Origin of the sequence: Volucribacter amazonae (assembly GCF_029783845.1) — a bacterium.
Classification (GTDB): domain Bacteria; phylum Pseudomonadota; class Gammaproteobacteria; order Enterobacterales; family Pasteurellaceae; genus Volucribacter; species Volucribacter amazonae.
Genome location: NZ_LWID01000001.1, coordinates 510,943 through 528,530, shown reverse-complemented (window position 1 = coordinate 528,530; position 17,588 = coordinate 510,943). Strand labels below are relative to the sequence as shown.

The window sequence follows — 17,588 nt, the reverse complement described above, 5'->3', positions numbered from 1 at the left end:
TTATGAGTATGCTGTTAATGGTTAAAGCAATGAATTGCAAGGTGGGAAATTCCGCACGCAAATTAGTGTTATTGAAATTGGCTGATAACGCTAATGATGACGGCGTTTGTTTTCCTAGTTATCAGTTTATTGCAGATAAATGTGAAATGACAAGACGCAGTGCGATTAGTCATATTAATGCGTTAATTGGAATGGGCTTAGTAAGTAAAACATTACGCCAAAATAAAGATGGTTCTAGTTCAAATTTATATCAATTACACCTAGACCAAGTGAATGAAAATAGTTCATTTTCTAGTGAAGATTTTGCACCCGAGGGGGTGAAAAATTTGCACGAGGGGAGTGAAAATTATGTAGGGGGGAGTAGTGAAAATTCTGCACCCATAACCAGTCACTCTATTAACCAGTCAATTAACCATAAAAAAATAAATAAAAAAAGTTCGCCAAAATCCACCGCACTTGATGAGCTTGAGCAATATTTTTCGGAATTCTGGCAAGCAGGGTTGCCAAAAATCAATCGAGCTAAAGCGTTAAAGAGTTTTAAAACGGCATTTGAACGTTCGGGGAAATCCTTGCGAGAGTTTACAGATTTGCTGAAAGCGGATATTAGAAAACGACTTGCTCTAGGGCAATTTGGTTTTGACAAACTACATCCAACCACCTACCTAAACGGTGAGCGTTGGAAGGACGAATATACGCAATCAGCGAATCAATCCCAATCGCCTAAAAACCAATTCCGAGATACTGACACCACTTGGTGGCATGGGCGAAGCATTGAAATCAGGGGGCGTAAATGAAATCCGTTGCCCAATTAATTAATCAGCCGTTGATTGGTCGTGAGGCAAGTTATTCGCCATCAGAGCCTATCAAACAGCCGATTGAGCCTAAAATAGCGATGTTTGTCGACAGACTATTTCTTCGGTTAAAAGCGATTTTTCCTGCTTGGCGAAATGCTTTTGATAGCGAGCAAACCTACGAGGAAGCTAAAGTTTATTGGCTAGAGGCGTTAGTTAATAACGGTATTACTACCGCAGAGCAATTTAAACGTGGTTTAGCCCAAGCAGAGCTATCAACTAGCCCGTTTTTACCCAGTGTTGGGCAGTTTATTTCGTGGTGTCAAGATGAGGATTATCACGCTTTAGGTTTGCCCAATGAGGCGGAATTAGCCGGGCGAATTCAACAATTTATGGGGTATGCCCGTTATGAAGAACATGCCTTTCGCTATCGTTCGCCTGCGGAATATTGGCTGTTATCTACCTATTACCGCCATAACTGGAATAAGCCCGAAGACGTGAAAGAAATGGCAATGCGTAAGTTATTAGCGGAAGCGGTGGAAAAGGTAAAAGCAGGCTTTAATTTTCCTGCAATTCCGTTAGCCATAGAGGATAAGAGTTTATCACTTGATATTACTGATGTAACTACACGTGGCATGGAGAAAATACGTAAAGTTTTAAGGAGCAACAATGACAGAATTTAACAAAGACAGTTACTGCACCCCTGAATACCTTTTTAACTGGCTAAATAAGCGATTTAAATTTGATGTAGACGGCTGTGCGAGCAAGGAGAATGCTTTATGTGAGCGCTATTTAGAAGATGACGGCAATGGCGGTTTTTTAACTTTTGATCCTAATGATTACGAGCCACCTGAATATGGTTATTTATTTAGACCATCAGCTATTTTCGTCAATCCGCCTTATAGCAATCCGTTACCTTTTGTTCAACGTGCGACGGAGCTTAAACAGCAAGGCTATTTAGTCGTGATGTTATTGCCTGCGGATAAATCCACAAAATGGTATGGGATTATTAATGAACAGGCAACGGAAGTTATCGATATTATCGGCGGGCGGATTAATTTTGTTCATCCACTTACAGGCGAGGAGGTCAAGGGCAATAACAAAGGCTCAATAGTGGCGGTATTTGACCCCACAATGCAAGGCTTAGTTACCCGTCAGGTACAGTTGGATTTTATTAAAAAATGGGGGGAGTAATGGAGATTAATCAACATATTAAATTAGCGAAAAAATTGTTAGAAATAAACGGTGTAATCATTTACTCAATATTTTATGACAGCATTTTTTCTTATGTGATTAAGAATAATAGACATATATCAATTATTTGTTCTGAAACTACAAATGATGAATTGATAATGTCTGTTTCCGTTGATGGGAAAGCTAATTTAAAAATAAGCCAGAAACTCATTCAAAAAATCTTTGGTAAACGTTATTCCGTTGAACGCCATTTAAACAAGGTTGACGGTCAACAAGCTAATTATTTCAAGCTAACAGTGTTGAGGGCGTAATGGCTATATATCAAATGATTAAGATGGCAGGCGGTGTGTTTGCCCCTGCTTATGAAATGGAAGCGGAAAGTTTAAAAGCCTTAGCTAACAATGAGCAATACGAGGTAGAAATCAAACGTAGTCGCAATCCTGCCTTTCATCGTAAGGTGTTTGCTTTTTTCAATTTCTGTTTTGAGCATTGGTCGGCAGAGCGTACAGAGTTACGTTTTCAAGATGAAAAAGCCCAGTTTGATACCTTTCGTAAACATTTAACGGTGCTTGCAGGATTTAGAACCGTTACTTACAAAATTAACGGCGAATTTAGGGTAGAAGCGAAAAGTTTAAGCTATGCCAATATGGAGCAGGAAGAATTTGAGCAATGTTATTCAGCATTAATTAACGCCGCACTTGTTCATATTTTTGCTAATACACAGGACGAAAAAATTATTAATCAGCTTTATGCGTTTTTTTGGTAAGGAATAAGGTGGGTAATGAATAAGGAATTTTTGTTAGTCATTGTGGGGACGTTTGTTTTTTGGAGCATTGTTATAGGGGGTATTGTTTGGTGGCTACTTTAGAAAAGAAAACATTAACAAAAGAGCAAGAGCAGACATTAATGCTCGTGCTAGCTAAACAGGTATCAGATTGGCGTAAATGGCGGCAATCGGGGAAAAGTCATCAGAGTGTAATTAATGGGGTAAGACGATGAAAGAAATTATTATATTAGGTTTGTGGTTTGCTTGTATTGCTGCTTTATTTGGTTTTTCGGCATTTCTTTTTTATCACAAAGTCAGTGGGGCAGGTTGGTTCTTATTTGCTGTTGTGCTTATTGTAGTTTCAGTAAAAATCAAGGTGTAAGGTGGTAAACGATGAATTTACGTAAAGAAGCCAAAGGCAGAGAGTGCCAAGTACGCTTAGTTGGTGTTTGTAATTACAATCCTGAAACAGTGGTATTAGCTCATATTCGCATGGCAGGTTTAACAGGAATCAGTCAAAAGGCAAATGATATTCAAGGGGCTTGGGCTTGTAGTTGTTGTCATGATGCTATTGATGGACGAATAAAAACGCTTTATTCCAAAGATGAATTAACCCTTGCTCATTTACAAGGAGTTATGCGGACGCAGGCGATATTAATCCAAGAGGGAAAAATTAAATGAGACAACTGGCCGTCAACTTACCCTATCCGCCTAGCCTTAATCATTATTGGCGACATACCAGACAAGGTAGGCATTATATATCAAAAGCGGGGAAAACCTATCGTGATGCGGTATTAATGGCTTGTGTAAAGGAGAAGCCATTTCAGAGCCAGGTCAGTATTCATATTGATGTTTTTGTGCCTGATAATCGTAAAAGAGACCCCGATAATCTTTGGAAAGTGGTATTAGATTCATTGACACAAGCCAACATTATTGAAGACGATTGTTGGCAAGTTGTGCCCAGACAGTCTATTGATGTGGTCGCAGTTGATAAACATAATCCGAGATTAGTGGTAACCATTAAGGAGTTGGCGTGAGCGAATTAATTTTAAGTGAATTGACATTAACCCCAGAGCAGGAAAAATGGCTTAAAGAATGGTTATTTAAATGGGGGGCTTGGGTAAGAACAGGTCGCTTAGATAAGCGACAAGTCAATATTATTGCTCGGTTAATGGAAAGCGTTACTCCAAGCGATCCGCAAGATCCGATTTGTACGGATGATGAAGGAGTAATGATAAGTAAGATGATTGATGAGTTCTTTTTAACCCAAGACAAAGAGCTTCATTTTATTATTTATGGGTATTATGTGAATAAAATGACAGTAAATAGATTAGCAACCATACTATCTGATGATATTCAGCCAAGATTAATGCAGCCTTGTCATGGGAAATCCGAAGTAAGAAAGCCAAGCAAGCGAACAGTATTGCGTTATGTATCTAATCGTTTAAATTTAGCCAATGCCATTATTCACGAAATGCTGTTAAAAGGCTTTATTATTCTTAAAAAGGTTACTAAAAAACGTAAAAATATCAAACTTTGTTATTGACAACCTTGTCATCTTGTCATATGATTTTATGCAATAGTGGTCGTAGTGTAAGTATTCGATAACCATATTATAGCCCTGAGCAGCAATGCTTGGGGCTTTTTTATTAGATAAATAACAGGAGAAAATTAACATGTCAAATAAGTCTATGACTCTTGAACCAATTTTTGTTATAAGCTCAGATGATCCTGCACCAATTACAATTGGCGGCAAGCCTTATTATCCTGGTCCTTCTTTTAATATTTCGTATGAAGTACCTGCTCACATTATAGTTAAACCTATAGATCTAAAACTTGGTAGGGTTGGTTTAGTGAATCTAGCGGAATTCACTATTAAGATTCGGGATATAGATAACAATATTAATAGTTATAAAGCTCAACTTTCTAGAGATGAAATTAATTCAGCTATTTTAGATGCTAAAACATGGTTAGAAATTTATGCATTAGATTTTGAAAGTTCTAAAGAAATTGAATTTTATATTGAGATTTTAGAAAGTGCATTGAATATATTAGATAACGCAGAAAATTCCCTTAGTAATTTACAGATAGAAGCAAATAATAAATTTGATAATTTACTAAAAAACAATATTGTAAGATTATCTAATTTTAAAGATTTTAAGGATAGTAAGCCTTGGTTAATTTCTGCTGCATATGAATCTAATATCGCTCATTTTGGATCAACAAGAATGAGACAAGAGTATATTAGGTTATGGCGAGAAAATATAGAAATACCACAATCAAAAATCTTAATTGAAAAACAAAAAATAGAGGCTACCTTAAGTAAATTGTTAGATATTAATGATATCTTAAATAAACGTATAGAATACTTGAAACAGAAAGAACTTCAAACGAATGCTGAATATATATCTACCTTTTTTGAGCATATTTCTGAAAAATATGGTCTTTTAGCAGAAAAAGAAGCCAAAAAACTTGCTGATAGTGTAAAAGGTAAGAAAATTCGTAATATCGATGAAGCAATTAAAGCTCTAGATAAATATAATAAAAATTTTAATAAGAAAATTAACAAAAAAGATCGTGAAGCGATATTAAAAGCATTAGAGTCTTTAGATATGAAGTCAATTAGTAATGATCTATATAACTTTAACAAAGTGTTTAAGTATACTGGAACAGTATTCTCTGTTGCTTCTTTGATTGAAAAAATTAAGGAAGGCTATGAGAGCGATAATTGGACACCTTTTTATATTGAAGTAGAAAAACAGTTATTAGATAAAGCAGCAACTTATGTAGTTGGGCTTGCTTTAGTAACCCTTACAGGAGCTTCATTAGGAATTATCGGATATGGGATTTTAATGGTAGTTATCAGTGCTTTAATTAGTGATGAACTTGTAGAGGAATTACATAATTTATTCATTGAATAATTAAAAGGCATAAAGCCATAAATTATTTATGGCTTTTAAAATAAGCTTTATAAGAAATAACACATAATAATATTGGAATAGAAAACAAAAAACAGACAGTACTGTAAAAGTAATGTCTAACTCTAGAGAAGTATAGATTATCAATAAGTCTATGCTTTGCTAGTTTCGTGGGAACTATATAAATAAGAAGTTTTTCAAGAAAATATTTTGCGAAAGGGTATAGTAATGCATTACTAATTAACCAAATTAAAAAAGTATACTGTTTATAGCCTGTTAAAGGATCTTGTATTATTTTATAAACCGAGATACTACTAACAGTGAGGCTAAATACAATATTTTTGAAATAATATTTTTTATTCATATTCTTTCCTTTTTGAATGGTATTTAACTAATACTTACTTATTTATATAGAGTTAAGTATAACATAATCAAATACAAACTTAAGTTTGTATCCAAAAAATAATTCATCAATTTTCTCTATTTTTCAAGGATCAATATGTTTAAAGACGCAGGAAATCAAAGTTATTTCTGGTCTGGGTTTGGGGCATTTTGGGCAATGTATTCATTTGAGGAAAAATTAGCCCTTGCAAGTTTATGTGTGGGTGTGGTTACAGCCCTTGTTAATGCTTATGCGAAATGGCAAGAGGGAAAACGTCAAAAAGAATTACATGATTTAAAAGTGCAGCAGTTAAAACGTGGACTAAGAAATGAAAATCAATCAGAAGAAAATTAGTGCGGTTATTTGCTCCGTTGGGGCAGTAATCGGCTTAGTGAGTATGTATTATGCCGATGAATTACGCATTACCGAACGAGGATTAGCCATTATTGGTAATGCTGAAGGGTGTCGCCAAACGCCGTACTATTGCCCCGCAGGCATTTTAACGGTTGGGATTGGGACGGCAGAAACCAGTGGCGAAAAGATAGAACAAGGCAAGGTGTATTCCTTAGACGACATTGCTCAGGCTTGGGTTAAGCAGCTTAAAGTGGCAGAAAAATGTGTCAATCGGTTTGGTAACGGTCGTAATATGCCGTTAGGAGCATTTGAGGCGATGGTTTCGCTGACCTTTAATACGGGCTGTGGCAAGATGCAAAGCTCAACGTTATTTAGAATGGCAAATCAGGGCTATACGCCTGCAATGTGTAACCAGTTTGAACGTTGGGTTTATTCTGGTGGTAAAAAGTTAAATGGCTTAGTAAAACGCCGTCAGCAAGAGAAAGAATTATGTTTAGCCGATTAAATCAGATTGTGATTGTGGCAGTGTTGGGGTTATGCCTTTGGTCATTCTATCAATCACAACGTATCAATCGCTTAAAAGCCGATAACCAAACACAAGCCCAAACCATTGAGCAACTGACTCAACAGCAACGGCAATTAACATTAAGCCTTGAACAAGAGCGACAAGCGATTGTTAAGCTCACAGCGGAAGAACATAGACAAAAGGTAAAAGCCGATGAAGATATTCAAATTATTGACCGCACTTTATCAAAAGAGCATTGTGCCACTACTCGCTTGCCTGCTGATGTTATTAAGCGGTTGCAGCAATCAGACTAAGATAACTTATTTAACGCCACCAACCATCTACACCCTACCCTGCCAACGCACACCTTTTACCGCTCAAACTTACGGCGAAGCAATCACGTATTTACGTATGGTAATGAAAGAGCGGGATATGTGTGCGAATCGGGTAGATAAAATTCGGGAATGGATAGTTGAGCAGGCTCAACGGTAAATATCAGTTTATAGGTTTAATAGGATAAGCGACTAACAAGTCGCTTTTGTTTTACTTATTACAGTGCAAGCTTCCTCGTCATATCCACCAAGTACAAGAGGGGCTAAATGTGAAATTTGAAGATGTTTTAACTATGCCGATATATTAAAGGTCACTGTGTTAAAGCAAAATAATTTACATTGATGTGAAAAAGGTACTCCCAAGGGGGTACCCTTATTCCACGGGGTTGGGGCGCGCGGTTTTTGGCAGTTTTTTGCTTTTCTAGCCATCATCATCTTTCGGCGGTTTGAATGTTTTTTATTCAAGGATTTATTTTATTTGGATATTGAGATACAGGTTATGGAAAATTTACACGATCTGAAATTAAACATAAATCAGATTGCGGAAATCGTTGGAATGCACCGCCAGACGGTATCTCAACGTGTTGCGGGATTAACGCCAAGTGTTGGGAGTAATAGTAAATTAAAACTGTATCTTATATCCGATCTTATTCGTTTAGGCTTGCAAGAAAAGATGACGGCGGATGTCGATGGAATGTCGCCTAATGACAGGCGAGCGTTTTGGCAAGCAGAAAATGAACGATTGAGGTATGAGCGAGAAACTGGAGAGTTAATTCCTTCCTATGAAGTGGCTCAGGAAATGAGTATTTTGGCAAAGGCAGTGGTACAGCAGTTAGAAACCTTGCCTGACATTTTAGAGCGAGATGCAGGGTTACAGCCAAATGCACTTATTCGTGTACAACAAATTATTGATGATATTCGTGATCAAATGGCATTACATATTCAACATACTAATAATGAGGAAAAATAATGTTTGCATCAGCAAAAGATATTCGTCGAGATATAGCGAATGCGGTAAAAGCACCACGACGAATGAAGGTCTCAGAGGCGGTTGCTGAATATATGCGTGTTCCTATTGGGGGAGGAAATTCCGTAAAATGGGATAAACATACGGCAGCTTATATCCTTGAGCCAATGGATTGTTTGAGTTCACGTGAATATGATGCGGTTATTTTTGTTGGCCCCGCACGAACGGGAAAAACCATTGGTTTGATTGATGGTTGGATTTCTTATTCTATCATTTGCGATCCCTCTGATTTTTTACTGGTACAGCTAACCCAAGAAAAAGCTAGTGAGCATAGCCGTAAACGTTTAGAGAGAACATTCCGATGTTCTCCTGAAATCGCAAAGCGGTTAAGTCCTCGTAAAAATGATAATAATGTTCACGATAAATATTTCAGAGCGGGAAATTTACTTAAAATCGGTTGGCCATCTATTAATGTTCTTTCTTCTTCCGATTATAAATATGTTGCATTAACTGATTATGATCGCTGGCCAGAGGATATTGACGGAGAAGGAGACGGCTTTTCTCTCGCTAGTAAACGAACAACGACCTTTATGTCCGCTGGGATGACTTTGGTAGAAAGCTCGCCCGGTAAAGATATTGTCGATATTAAGCATCGTCCTAAAAGTACACACGAAGCCCCTGCCACTACTGGTATTTTAAGTTTATACAATCGAGGAGATCGGCGTCGTTTTTATTGGAAATGCCCACATTGCAGTGAATATTTTGAACCCAGTATGGCGAATATGGTAGGGTTCCGTGATGATCCTGATTTTGTTATAGCGAGCGAAAAGGCAAGATTACAATGTCCCCACTGTCAATCCTTGATCGCACCTGAAATGAAACGGGAGTTAAATATTCATGGCGTATGGTTGAAAGAGGGGCAACGCATTGATAAGCAGGGTAAGATTTATGGCGAAGGGAGAAAATCACGCATTGCTTCATTCTGGCTAGAAGGTCCGGCCGCAGCATATCAAACTTGGTCTCAGCTTACTTATAAACTGTTAAACGCAGAACAGGAATATGAAATGACAGGCAGTGAGGAAACCCTCAAAGCGGTCATTAATACTGACTGGGGCTTACCTTATTTACCTCGTTCTGCCCTTGAACAGCGACGAGCCGATGAATTAATGGAACGTCGAGAAAGTTGGGAGGCAAAAACAGTTCCTGCTCAATGCCGTTTCTTAATTGCGGCGGTAGATATTCAAGGCGGAAGGCATCGCCGATTTGTGGTACAGATTGTGGGCTATGGCGAAGATGGCGAACGTTGGTTAATAGATCGCTATAATATTTCTCATCGTTTACCTGATGCCGATGGAGTCATCGAACCTATTGATCCAAGAAATGCTGATGATTGGGCGATATTGGTTTCTGATGTATTAGAAAAAACCTATCCCCTTGCTTACCCTACTCAATATGCTATGCCGATTTTAGCCATGGCAGTAGATAGCGGAGGGGAAGAGGGGGTTACCGATAATGCCTATCGTTTCTGGCGACAATGTCGGCGAGATGGGATTGCCAAAAAAGTCTATTTGGTCAAGGGCGACAGTACAAAACGACAAAAGTTAATTACTCGCACTTACCCCGATAATACCCATCGTTCAGATCGTCATTCTTCCGCACGAGGTGATGTGCCTTTATACCTGTTACAAACAGATTATCTCAAAGATCGTATTAGTAATGCCCTTGCACGCCAAACAGTGGGGGCAAATTACATTCATTTTCCCGATTGGTTAGGAGAATGGTTTTTTAATGAATTAGTGTACGAAGAGCGAGGTGCTGATGGTAAATGGCGAAAACCGGGCAAAGGGAATAATGAAGCCCTTGATTTATTCTGTTATGCCCACGCAGTTGCCATTTTACGAGGCTATGAACGCATTAAATGGGGTGATGAACGAGATGTACCAAGTTGGGCAAATTTAGCGGAAATCAATCCCAATATTTTGCGAAATCATACCGCACTTTCTGAGCAATCCCCTACTCCCTCAGGACAATTTCCAAAAGCGAATAAAGAAAATCCGTCAACTTGGTTAAATGGGCAAAACAATAAAAGAGGTTGGTTATGAATATTTATACCATTGAAGAACTCAAACAAAAAATCCGTTTACTTGATGAAAAAATTGAAGCAGGTCAAAGCCAAGTCAGTTTCAATGGGCGAACAGTGGCATACAACATTAATGAGTTAACTAAGCAAAGAGAACGTTATCAACTCATGTTAGACCAACAACTTGCCGAAACAGGGCAACGAGTGAAAAAACACCGAATCAAATATGCGAGATTAATTTCATGAATATTCTGGAAAAAACCATTGCCGCCTTTTCGCCCAAATGGGCGGTTAGTCGAGCAAGAAATCGTTATGTGCTAAATGCTTACGAAGCCACCCTACCTAGCCGTAGCCATAAAGCTATACGAGAAGGGCAAGGAGCCAATCGTACTATACAGCAAAGTGCCATAAGCCTCAGAGAGCAAGCTCGCTCGTTAGATCAAAATCACGATATTGTGATTGGTATTTTAGACAAAATGGAAGAGCGGGTTATTGGCTCAAAGGGTATTCACGTTGAGCCTCAGCCATTAACCCTATCAGGCGACGTTCACGAAGAACTGGCAGAGCAAATTCGCCGTTTATGGGCAGAATGGTCGGTAAAACCTGAGGTAACAGGCTTATATACTCGTCCCTTACTAGAACGTATGCTACTAAGAACATGGTTAAGAGATGGCGAGGTTTTTGTTCAGTTAATTAAAGGTAAAGTAGCAGGACTAAAGCACGCTTCTCCCATTGCTTTTTCTCTTGAAGCCTTAGAGCCAGATTTTGTCCCATTAGCGAATAATGAAGCGGAACAGGGGCTGGTGCAAGGCATTTACATTAATGCTTGGCGAAAACCCACCGCTTATCAAGTTTACCTAGAAAACCCACAAGAGCCTCGGCATAGCACGGATAAAGTGAAAATTGTCAATGCTGAAAATATGCTGCATCTTGCTTTCCGTAAGCGACTTCACCAACTTCGTGGTGTAAGTTTATTACATGGCGTAATCATTCGCTTAGCGGATTTAAAAGAGTATGAAGAAAGCGAAAGAGTGGCAGCTCGTATCGCAGCCGCAATGACCTTATATATTAAGAAAGGCGATGCACCTTTATATGAAGAAAGCGATCTTCATCAAGAACAACGCTTATTTGATATTGCACCAGGGGCGGTGATTGATGACTTAAAACCGGGGGAAGATATTGGCTTGATCAATTCAAACCGCCCCAACACCAATTTAGAACATTTCCGTAATGGGCAACTTAGAGCGACCGCCGCAGGTACACGTTCTAGCTACTCCAGTATTGCTCGTGATTATAACGGCACCTATTCTGCTCAACGGCAAGAATTAGTGGAAAGTTTTGAAGGCTATGCGGTGTTACAAGATTGGTTTGTGGCCACCATTTCTCGCCCAATATATCGAGAATGGTTAAAAATGGCGATTGCCTCAGGCGTCATTCATTTACCGCATAATATTAATAAGGATTCCCTATTTAATGCCATTTACTCAGGGCCTGTTATGCCTTGGATCGACCCGATCAAAGAAGCAAATGTTTGGGCTGTACGAATTCGTGGCGGACTCGCCACCGAAAGCCAAGCCGTACGAGCCAGTGGCGCAAATCCTGCGGAAATTAAACAACGGCGTATCCTTGAAGTGGGAGAAAACCGTAAATATGGACTGAAATTTGATACAGATTTAACCAATACACAGGTAACCCATTATGACAACAACACAGCACAATCCAGCACTGACAAAGAATAGCCGTTCTTGGTATCAAATCCAAGCCAAAGGTAAACAAGGGGCTGAAATCCGTATTTTTGAAGAAATTGGTTTTTTAGGTGTTACTGCAAAAGCCTTTAGCAAAGAACTTACTGCCTTAGGTAAAGATTTAGAACAGCTTGATATTCATATTCATTCGCCCGGAGGCGATGTATTTGAGGGCATTGCCATTTACAACCTTCTCAAAAATCATCCAGCGAAAAAGACCGTCTATATTGACGGTCTTGCTGCCTCTATGGCATCGGTCATTGCCATGGCAGGCGATGAAATCATTATGCCTGAAAATGCTATGATGATGATCCATAAGCCTTGGGGCGTACAAGGTGGCGATGCGGAAGAAATGCGTAAATATGCTGATCTGCTTGATAAAGTAGAACATATTTTAATTCCTGCGTACGCTGAAAAAACCGGCAAATCTCACCAAGAGTTAGCCGAAATGCTAGCCTGCGAAACTTGGCTTAACGGACGAGAATGTGTTGAACAAGGTTTCGCCGATATACTTGCCAAGCCCTTACAGGCAATGGCTTCCTATCAATCCAAAAAACTAGAGGACTACAACAATATGCCAAAACACATTAAAGATATGTTATCTACAGAAGATAACCGCGTACAGGCGTTAAGCCAACAAGAACAACCTACAACGCAATCCCAGCCAGAAGCGCCAGCTCAGACGGCACAATTACAAGCCCAAATGGCGGAACGTAACCAAGCCATTAAAGCGGTATTTGCGCCCTTTAATGGGCAATACAATGAATTATTGGTGGAATGTTTAGGAGATATTCATATTAGCCCAGAGCAAGCCAAAGACAAACTGTTAGCTAAATTAGGCGAAAATACCAGCCCAAGCGTGCCACAAAACTATATTTATGTAGACAACGGTAATTTAGTGGGCGATAGTGTCAAAGCCTCATTGCTTGCCCGAGCAGGCTTTGAGGGTAGCCAAAAAGACAACGCTTACAATGCAATGACATTGCGTGAATTAGCCCGAGTGTCTTTAACTGATCGAGGTATCAGCATTTTAAACCTCAATCCAATGCAAATGGTCGGTTTAGCCTTTACTCACTCTACCTCTGATTTTGGGCAGATTCTCATTGATGTTGCACATAAATCCGTCTTAAAAGGTTGGGCAGAAAGCACCGAAAACTTTGAGCAATGGACACATAAAGGCACCTTAACGGATTTCCGTCCTGCTTATCGGGTCGGATTAGGTGGCTTTGATAGCTTACCACAAGTTCGTGAGGGGGCTGAGTATCGCTATGTTACCTTAAGCGACACAGGAACCCAAGTTTCCCTTGCCACTTATGGCGGAATGTTTAGCTTAACACGTCAGCTTATCATTAATGATGATATGCATATGTTAACCCAAGTGCCTTATAAATTAGGGCAAGCGGCACGAGCTACCATTGCGGATTTAGTGTTTGCGCAATTAACCGGCGATCCTGTGATGGGCTATGATGGTAAAAAACTCTATGATGCTTCCCATAAAAATACCCTAACGAGCGGCAAAATGGATATTGCTACCCTTGATAGTGCTATTCAGTTAATGAATGGACAAAAATCCTTTGATGGTAAGCAACTGGCGATTGAGCCTGATTTATTGCTTGCCCCTACCGCCCTATATACAAGAGCTAAACAAGTGATCGGCTCCAGTTCAGTAGAGGGGGCGGAGATTAACTCAGGTATCATCAATCCATTGAAAGATATTGTGCCTGTAGTGAAATCGCAACGCTTACAAGCTCAAAATGCCAAAATCTGGTACCTAATTAACAAAGAAGCCATTGAAGTGAGCTATTTAAATGGGGTGGAAACGCCATTTATTGATCAGCAAACAGGCTTTAATGTGGACGGGGTAACCACCAAAGTGCGTATTGATGCAGGGGTTAATGTATTAGACCATCGTGGTATTGTACGTGTAACCAATAGCTAATCCATCGCAAAAACTTCACTAAAACTGACCGCTCTTTGAGCGGTTTTTTATTTATAAAGGAAAACATTATGGCAAAAAATTTTATTCAACAAGGCGATACCATTGATTTTACGGCTAAAAAAACGCTTACCAGTGGCGAAGTCGTCGTATTAGAAGATCTGATTGGTATCTGCGTCACCGATGTAGAAAACAAAGGCACAGGTACAGCCATTGTTGGCGGTGTATGGCAAGTAAAAGCGAAACAAGCCGATGATATTAAACAAGGGGCGGTTTTATACTGGTCTGATACTGAGGGAGCAACATTAACCGCTGGATCAAATAAACGGCTAGGTATTGCTTGGACAAACTCAGATACCTCTTCATCATTGGTCGAGGTAAAGATCAATGCTTAGCCCCTTTGAGCAAGCATTGGCAAAAGCAGAGCAAGATATTCAACAGCTTATGATGAATGAATGGCTGATCCAAAATCAGCCATATCCTGCTTTACTTGATGAAAGCCCTAATGTAATGGGCGATGATCCGATTATTAACGGTACCTGTCGTACTCTAACCTTGTTTAAGTCCTCAGGTTACCAACCTAAATTAGGGCATCAGGTTAGTCGTGGACAACAACATTACGTTGTACGAGGGTTTAGCTTTAGTGATGAGCTTATTATTTTACAGTTGGAGTAACGATGAGTGTAAAGGTAACGGGGCTAGAACAACTACAAGCCAATGCGCAACAATTAGTAAAACAACAGCTCCCTAACGCCGTTGCCAAAAGTTTGAATAAAATTGCCAAAAATGCCCGTAAAAAGGCGATTAAACAAGTGGCGGCTCATATTGGTGTTCCAGTTAGAACCTTACAAGGACGTGTGCGTAGTCAATCAGCGAAACGGCGTCAGCCTGTGGCAAAAATGCGAGTGAATCGTATGGATATGCCATTAATTCGCTTGTTAGAACGCCCTAGAAACAAAATATGGGTAGGCAAAGGTGGCATTATCGTAGGTAAGTATGCGGTTGAACGTGGTTTTAAACAAAAACTGAAAAACGGACGACAACATATTATGCAACGTGTCGGCAAAGCGCGTTATCCTATTGATGTGGTTAAAATTCCCTTAAGTACCCCATTAACCAATGCGTTTCATCAACAACTGAAAGATTATCCTGCTCAAGTACAAAATGAGTTACGTCAACAACTCCAATTTATACTCGGAAAATAATCATGTTAATACATCAAAAAATTCGTGAAAAAGTGACCGCCCTTTTAACAGGGAATATTCCCCTTATCAATCATATTTACCCCTGTCGTCCATTATTTATTGATATTGATCAGGAAAAAGCGGTCATTGCCGTTTTTCTCAGTGATATTGAAGCTCAAGAAATTTCCCTTTGTAGTCATCAATGGAACGCCGCTCTCAATATCGCGATTTACCTTAAAACCGCAGAAGGCGAAGCCGAGCTTGATCGCATTGCTGAACAGGTTAAACAATGCCTTCAACAAGCGGTAAAAACCGAGGCGATTTTTGACGTCGTCAATGAAATCTCCTTGACTGAATACCTTTATGAACAAGATCAAACCAATCGTACTTGGTTTGTGGCAAATATTCGTTATCAAATTAACTATGAGGACTAAATTATGGCAACTAAAACTACCCCCTTTCAAGGAACAAAATTTTATCTCGGCATTGGCTTAGAAGCCAGTAAGAAAATCACTGCTTGCACCATTGCAACGCCCACCGTAACCGTTGCCTCCAATGGTTTAAAAGCAGGCGATGCGATCAAAATTAGCGGACTTGGTTCGTTAGATGGCTACTATCCTGTTAAATCCGTGGCAAGCGAAGTCATTACCTTGGCTGATGAAGTAGATTGGCGTGACAAAGACCAACCTACCGATTTCAAAAATGCCACCATTGAAAAAGTCAAATGGTCATCCAATTTCTGTGCCATTAAAAACATTGAAAAAGACGGTGACACCCTTACCGAAGAAGATGTGACGACAATGTGTAGCGAAGGTACTGAAACCGAACCGGGGGATATTGAATATGGCTCAGTAAAACTGACCTTTTTCTATGCCCCAGCCACCACCATGCAAGCGGATTTACGCAAAAAATTCTATGGCAAACAAACTTTCCCTTATTTAATCGTCTTCAAAGAACAACAAGGTTCGCTTTACGGCACCGGCTTTATCCAAACCAGTGCCAACATTAGTGGCGAAGTCAAAGGCAAGTTTGAAAGTGGCGTAACCATTAAACAAGCAACAAGAGATTATTTATTGCCTGTTAGTTAACAGCATAATTCGTTAAATACCGTATGTGGCAAAGCATACGGTTTTTTATTATCAAAAATCCAAGGAGATTAAAAATGACACTGCAAAAAATAGAAAACTTTGAACAATTTCTAAAGGTTAATGAGAAACAACGTATCGTTACCACATCTCGTCATATCGCAACAGTATTTGGTAAACGGCACGATAATATTATTCGTGATATTAAAGCTCTCATTATTGAACAAGATTGTGGAGAATTTGCTCTCCTCAATTTTGAGGAGACCACCTATATTGATGAATGGGGACGAAAACAACCAATGTATCAAATGACTAAAAATGGTTTTTTACTCTTAGTGATGGGTTATAGAACAAAAAAAGCAATGAAATTTAAAGTGGAATTTATCAAAGCATTTGATCTCATGCGTGAAAAATTACAACAAGAAGGTTATAGCTTAATACATAAATATAATGCGTTATGTCTTGAACATAAAGCCGAACAGAAATTTGCTAGTCTTTGTGGACAAGGGCTAAATCAATGGAAAGAGAAAAAGCCATTACTTGAAGCAACACTAAAAGTATTTGAAAACAAAATGCAAATTGAACTCCCACTTTTAACCAATCAATAAGGAAAATACGATGAAAGGTAATCGAGAATTACTACTAGCGACTAAGCCGAAATTAAAAGCACTCAACATAGATGGTGCAGAATATTTTATCCGAGAATTAACTGTTGGCGAAGTTAATGAACATCTTTACGGACAACAACAACGCCTTATTCAAATTGCTCAACAACAAGGCATAGAGCTTGATTTTGATAATGAGGAACAGCTAAGCAAACAGCTAGCTCAAGTTTATGATCCATACACCTTAGCCAGAACCCTCGCCCTACGTCTTTGCGATCAACAGGGGGTAAAATTGTTCGATCATAACAACCTTGATGATCTCAACGCACTAAGCCAATTGGACAAAAGTGTTTTTGAACAACTAAGCGAAGCTCTTGCTGAGGAACAAGTAAAAAACTCACCACCCGACGCAAGTTCCAATTAACCCTCTCACTTGCGTTGGGAAAAACATTGGCTGAAATTGAGCAAATGCCAGAAAGCCACTTGCAAGAATACCAACTCTTTTATCAACAACAACCCTTTGGGCTTTGGCGAGAAGATTACCGCACCGCTCAAATTAGCCATTTATTAGCGATGATCAACAGCGATCCAAAAAAATCTTCGTCCAAGCTTAGTGAGTTTATGCCTTTTTTCCCTACAACGTCAGAACAAACACAAGAGCAAGTCTTTGACGATGGTTCAGAGGTGTTTTTGGCGAGTCGTTAGAGTAATTCAATCATTTTTATTCATCAAATGAAAGTGATC

Annotated in this window: 28 protein-coding genes; all 28 read left to right on the top strand. The window is 39.2% G+C overall.

Features of this window, described 5'->3' with window-relative positions; all coding sequences use genetic code 11:
- Positions 1-2: 2 nt before the first annotated feature.
- The 28 genes from A6A20_RS02680 to A6A20_RS02550 all read left to right on the top strand — a co-directional run bounded on the left by A6A20_RS02680 (position 3) and on the right by A6A20_RS02550 (position 17,549).
- A complete protein-coding gene (locus A6A20_RS02680) occupies positions 3-794 on the top strand; it encodes a helix-turn-helix domain-containing protein (RefSeq protein ID WP_279572019.1) in 792 nt (263 codons plus the stop codon).
- A complete protein-coding gene (locus tag A6A20_RS02675) occupies positions 791-1,474 on the top strand; it encodes a replication protein P (protein ID WP_279572018.1) in 684 nt (227 codons plus the stop codon). Before A6A20_RS02680 ends, A6A20_RS02675 begins: the two co-directional genes overlap by 4 nt.
- Positions 1,461-1,985, top strand: coding sequence for a phage N-6-adenine-methyltransferase (locus A6A20_RS02670; protein ID WP_279572017.1), 525 nt, complete (start codon positions 1,461-1,463; stop codon positions 1,983-1,985). Before A6A20_RS02675 ends, A6A20_RS02670 begins: the two co-directional genes overlap by 14 nt.
- Positions 1,985-2,296: a hypothetical protein gene (locus A6A20_RS02665; RefSeq protein ID WP_279572016.1), complete on the top strand. Its 312-nt coding sequence runs from the start codon at positions 1,985-1,987 to the stop codon at positions 2,294-2,296. The genes A6A20_RS02670 and A6A20_RS02665 overlap by 1 nt, the downstream gene beginning before the upstream one ends.
- Positions 2,296-2,751, top strand: coding sequence for a DUF1367 family protein (locus tag A6A20_RS02660; protein WP_279572015.1), 456 nt, complete (start codon positions 2,296-2,298; stop codon positions 2,749-2,751). The genes A6A20_RS02665 and A6A20_RS02660 overlap by 1 nt, the downstream gene beginning before the upstream one ends.
- An 89-nt stretch (positions 2,752-2,840) precedes the next feature.
- Complete coding sequence (locus A6A20_RS02655) at positions 2,841-2,984, top strand: hypothetical protein (RefSeq protein WP_279572014.1); 144 nt, start codon at positions 2,841-2,843, stop codon at positions 2,982-2,984.
- Positions 2,981-3,133 carry a hypothetical protein gene (locus tag A6A20_RS02650; RefSeq protein WP_279572013.1) on the top strand — a complete coding sequence of 51 codons (153 nt, stop codon included), beginning with the start codon at positions 2,981-2,983 and terminating at the stop codon, positions 3,131-3,133. The genes A6A20_RS02655 and A6A20_RS02650 overlap by 4 nt, the downstream gene beginning before the upstream one ends.
- An 11-nt stretch (positions 3,134-3,144) precedes the next feature.
- Entirely contained in the window at positions 3,145-3,432 is a 288-nt protein-coding gene (locus tag A6A20_RS02645; protein ID WP_279572012.1) for a DUF1364 domain-containing protein, read from the top strand.
- A complete protein-coding gene (locus A6A20_RS02640) occupies positions 3,429-3,788 on the top strand; it encodes a RusA family crossover junction endodeoxyribonuclease (protein ID WP_279572011.1) in 360 nt (119 codons plus the stop codon). Before A6A20_RS02645 ends, A6A20_RS02640 begins: the two co-directional genes overlap by 4 nt.
- Positions 3,785-4,297, top strand: coding sequence for an antiterminator Q family protein (locus A6A20_RS02635; RefSeq protein WP_279572010.1), 513 nt, complete (start codon positions 3,785-3,787; stop codon positions 4,295-4,297). The genes A6A20_RS02640 and A6A20_RS02635 overlap by 4 nt, the downstream gene beginning before the upstream one ends.
- 130 nt (positions 4,298-4,427) lie before the next feature.
- The gene (locus A6A20_RS02630; RefSeq protein WP_279572009.1) at positions 4,428-5,672 is read left to right on the top strand and encodes a colicin-like pore-forming protein; all 1,245 of its coding nucleotides are present in this window, start codon (positions 4,428-4,430) and stop codon (positions 5,670-5,672) included.
- A gap of 496 nt (positions 5,673-6,168) precedes the next feature.
- On the top strand, positions 6,169-6,405 hold the full coding sequence (locus tag A6A20_RS02625) for a hypothetical protein (RefSeq protein WP_132691460.1): 237 nt from the start codon (positions 6,169-6,171) through the stop codon (positions 6,403-6,405).
- Entirely contained in the window at positions 6,380-6,910 is a 531-nt protein-coding gene (locus A6A20_RS02620; RefSeq protein WP_279572008.1) for a lysozyme, read from the top strand. The genes A6A20_RS02625 and A6A20_RS02620 overlap by 26 nt, the downstream gene beginning before the upstream one ends.
- A complete protein-coding gene (locus tag A6A20_RS02615; RefSeq protein WP_279572007.1) occupies positions 6,895-7,224 on the top strand; it encodes a DUF2570 family protein in 330 nt (109 codons plus the stop codon). The genes A6A20_RS02620 and A6A20_RS02615 overlap by 16 nt, the downstream gene beginning before the upstream one ends.
- Positions 7,124-7,402, top strand: a complete 279-nt coding sequence (gene lysC / locus A6A20_RS12730; protein WP_424585406.1) for an Rz1-like lysis system protein LysC — start codon at positions 7,124-7,126, stop codon at positions 7,400-7,402. Before A6A20_RS02615 ends, lysC begins: the two co-directional genes overlap by 101 nt.
- A gap of 339 nt (positions 7,403-7,741) precedes the next feature.
- On the top strand, positions 7,742-8,212 hold the full coding sequence (locus tag A6A20_RS02610; RefSeq protein ID WP_279573725.1) for a DUF1441 family protein: 471 nt from the start codon (positions 7,742-7,744) through the stop codon (positions 8,210-8,212).
- Positions 8,212-10,311 carry a phage terminase large subunit family protein gene (locus A6A20_RS02605; RefSeq protein ID WP_279572006.1) on the top strand — a complete coding sequence of 700 codons (2,100 nt, stop codon included), beginning with the start codon at positions 8,212-8,214 and terminating at the stop codon, positions 10,309-10,311. Before A6A20_RS02610 ends, A6A20_RS02605 begins: the two co-directional genes overlap by 1 nt.
- Entirely contained in the window at positions 10,308-10,535 is a 228-nt protein-coding gene (locus tag A6A20_RS02600; protein WP_279572005.1) for a hypothetical protein, read from the top strand. Before A6A20_RS02605 ends, A6A20_RS02600 begins: the two co-directional genes overlap by 4 nt.
- A complete protein-coding gene (locus A6A20_RS02595) occupies positions 10,532-12,028 on the top strand; it encodes a phage portal protein (protein ID WP_279572004.1) in 1,497 nt (498 codons plus the stop codon). Before A6A20_RS02600 ends, A6A20_RS02595 begins: the two co-directional genes overlap by 4 nt.
- Positions 11,988-13,973 (top strand): ClpP-like prohead protease/major capsid protein fusion protein, encoded by a 1,986-nt coding sequence (locus tag A6A20_RS02590; protein WP_279572003.1) that lies wholly within the window; start codon positions 11,988-11,990, stop codon positions 13,971-13,973. Before A6A20_RS02595 ends, A6A20_RS02590 begins: the two co-directional genes overlap by 41 nt.
- 68 nt (positions 13,974-14,041) lie before the next feature.
- Positions 14,042-14,365, top strand: coding sequence for a DUF2190 family protein (locus tag A6A20_RS02585; protein WP_279572002.1), 324 nt, complete (start codon positions 14,042-14,044; stop codon positions 14,363-14,365).
- Positions 14,358-14,645 (top strand): phage tail protein, encoded by a 288-nt coding sequence (locus tag A6A20_RS02580; RefSeq protein WP_279572001.1) that lies wholly within the window; start codon positions 14,358-14,360, stop codon positions 14,643-14,645. Before A6A20_RS02585 ends, A6A20_RS02580 begins: the two co-directional genes overlap by 8 nt.
- A 2-nt stretch (positions 14,646-14,647) precedes the next feature.
- Positions 14,648-15,175 (top strand): phage tail protein, encoded by a 528-nt coding sequence (locus A6A20_RS02575; RefSeq protein ID WP_279572000.1) that lies wholly within the window; start codon positions 14,648-14,650, stop codon positions 15,173-15,175.
- Positions 15,176-15,177: 2 nt separating this feature from the next.
- A complete protein-coding gene (gpU, locus tag A6A20_RS02570; protein ID WP_279571999.1) occupies positions 15,178-15,588 on the top strand; it encodes a phage tail terminator protein in 411 nt (136 codons plus the stop codon).
- Positions 15,589-15,591: 3 nt separating this feature from the next.
- The gene (locus A6A20_RS02565) at positions 15,592-16,242 is read left to right on the top strand and encodes a hypothetical protein (RefSeq protein ID WP_279571998.1); all 651 of its coding nucleotides are present in this window, start codon (positions 15,592-15,594) and stop codon (positions 16,240-16,242) included.
- 74 nt (positions 16,243-16,316) lie between these two features.
- Positions 16,317-16,847 carry a Rha family transcriptional regulator gene (locus A6A20_RS02560; protein ID WP_279571997.1) on the top strand — a complete coding sequence of 177 codons (531 nt, stop codon included), beginning with the start codon at positions 16,317-16,319 and terminating at the stop codon, positions 16,845-16,847.
- Between the two features lie 10 nt (positions 16,848-16,857).
- Entirely contained in the window at positions 16,858-17,268 is a 411-nt protein-coding gene (locus A6A20_RS02555) for a hypothetical protein (RefSeq protein WP_279571996.1), read from the top strand.
- A 26-nt stretch (positions 17,269-17,294) separates the two neighbouring features.
- Complete coding sequence (locus tag A6A20_RS02550; RefSeq protein WP_424585405.1) at positions 17,295-17,549, top strand: phage tail assembly protein T; 255 nt, start codon at positions 17,295-17,297, stop codon at positions 17,547-17,549.
- Positions 17,550-17,588 lie beyond the last annotated feature (39 nt).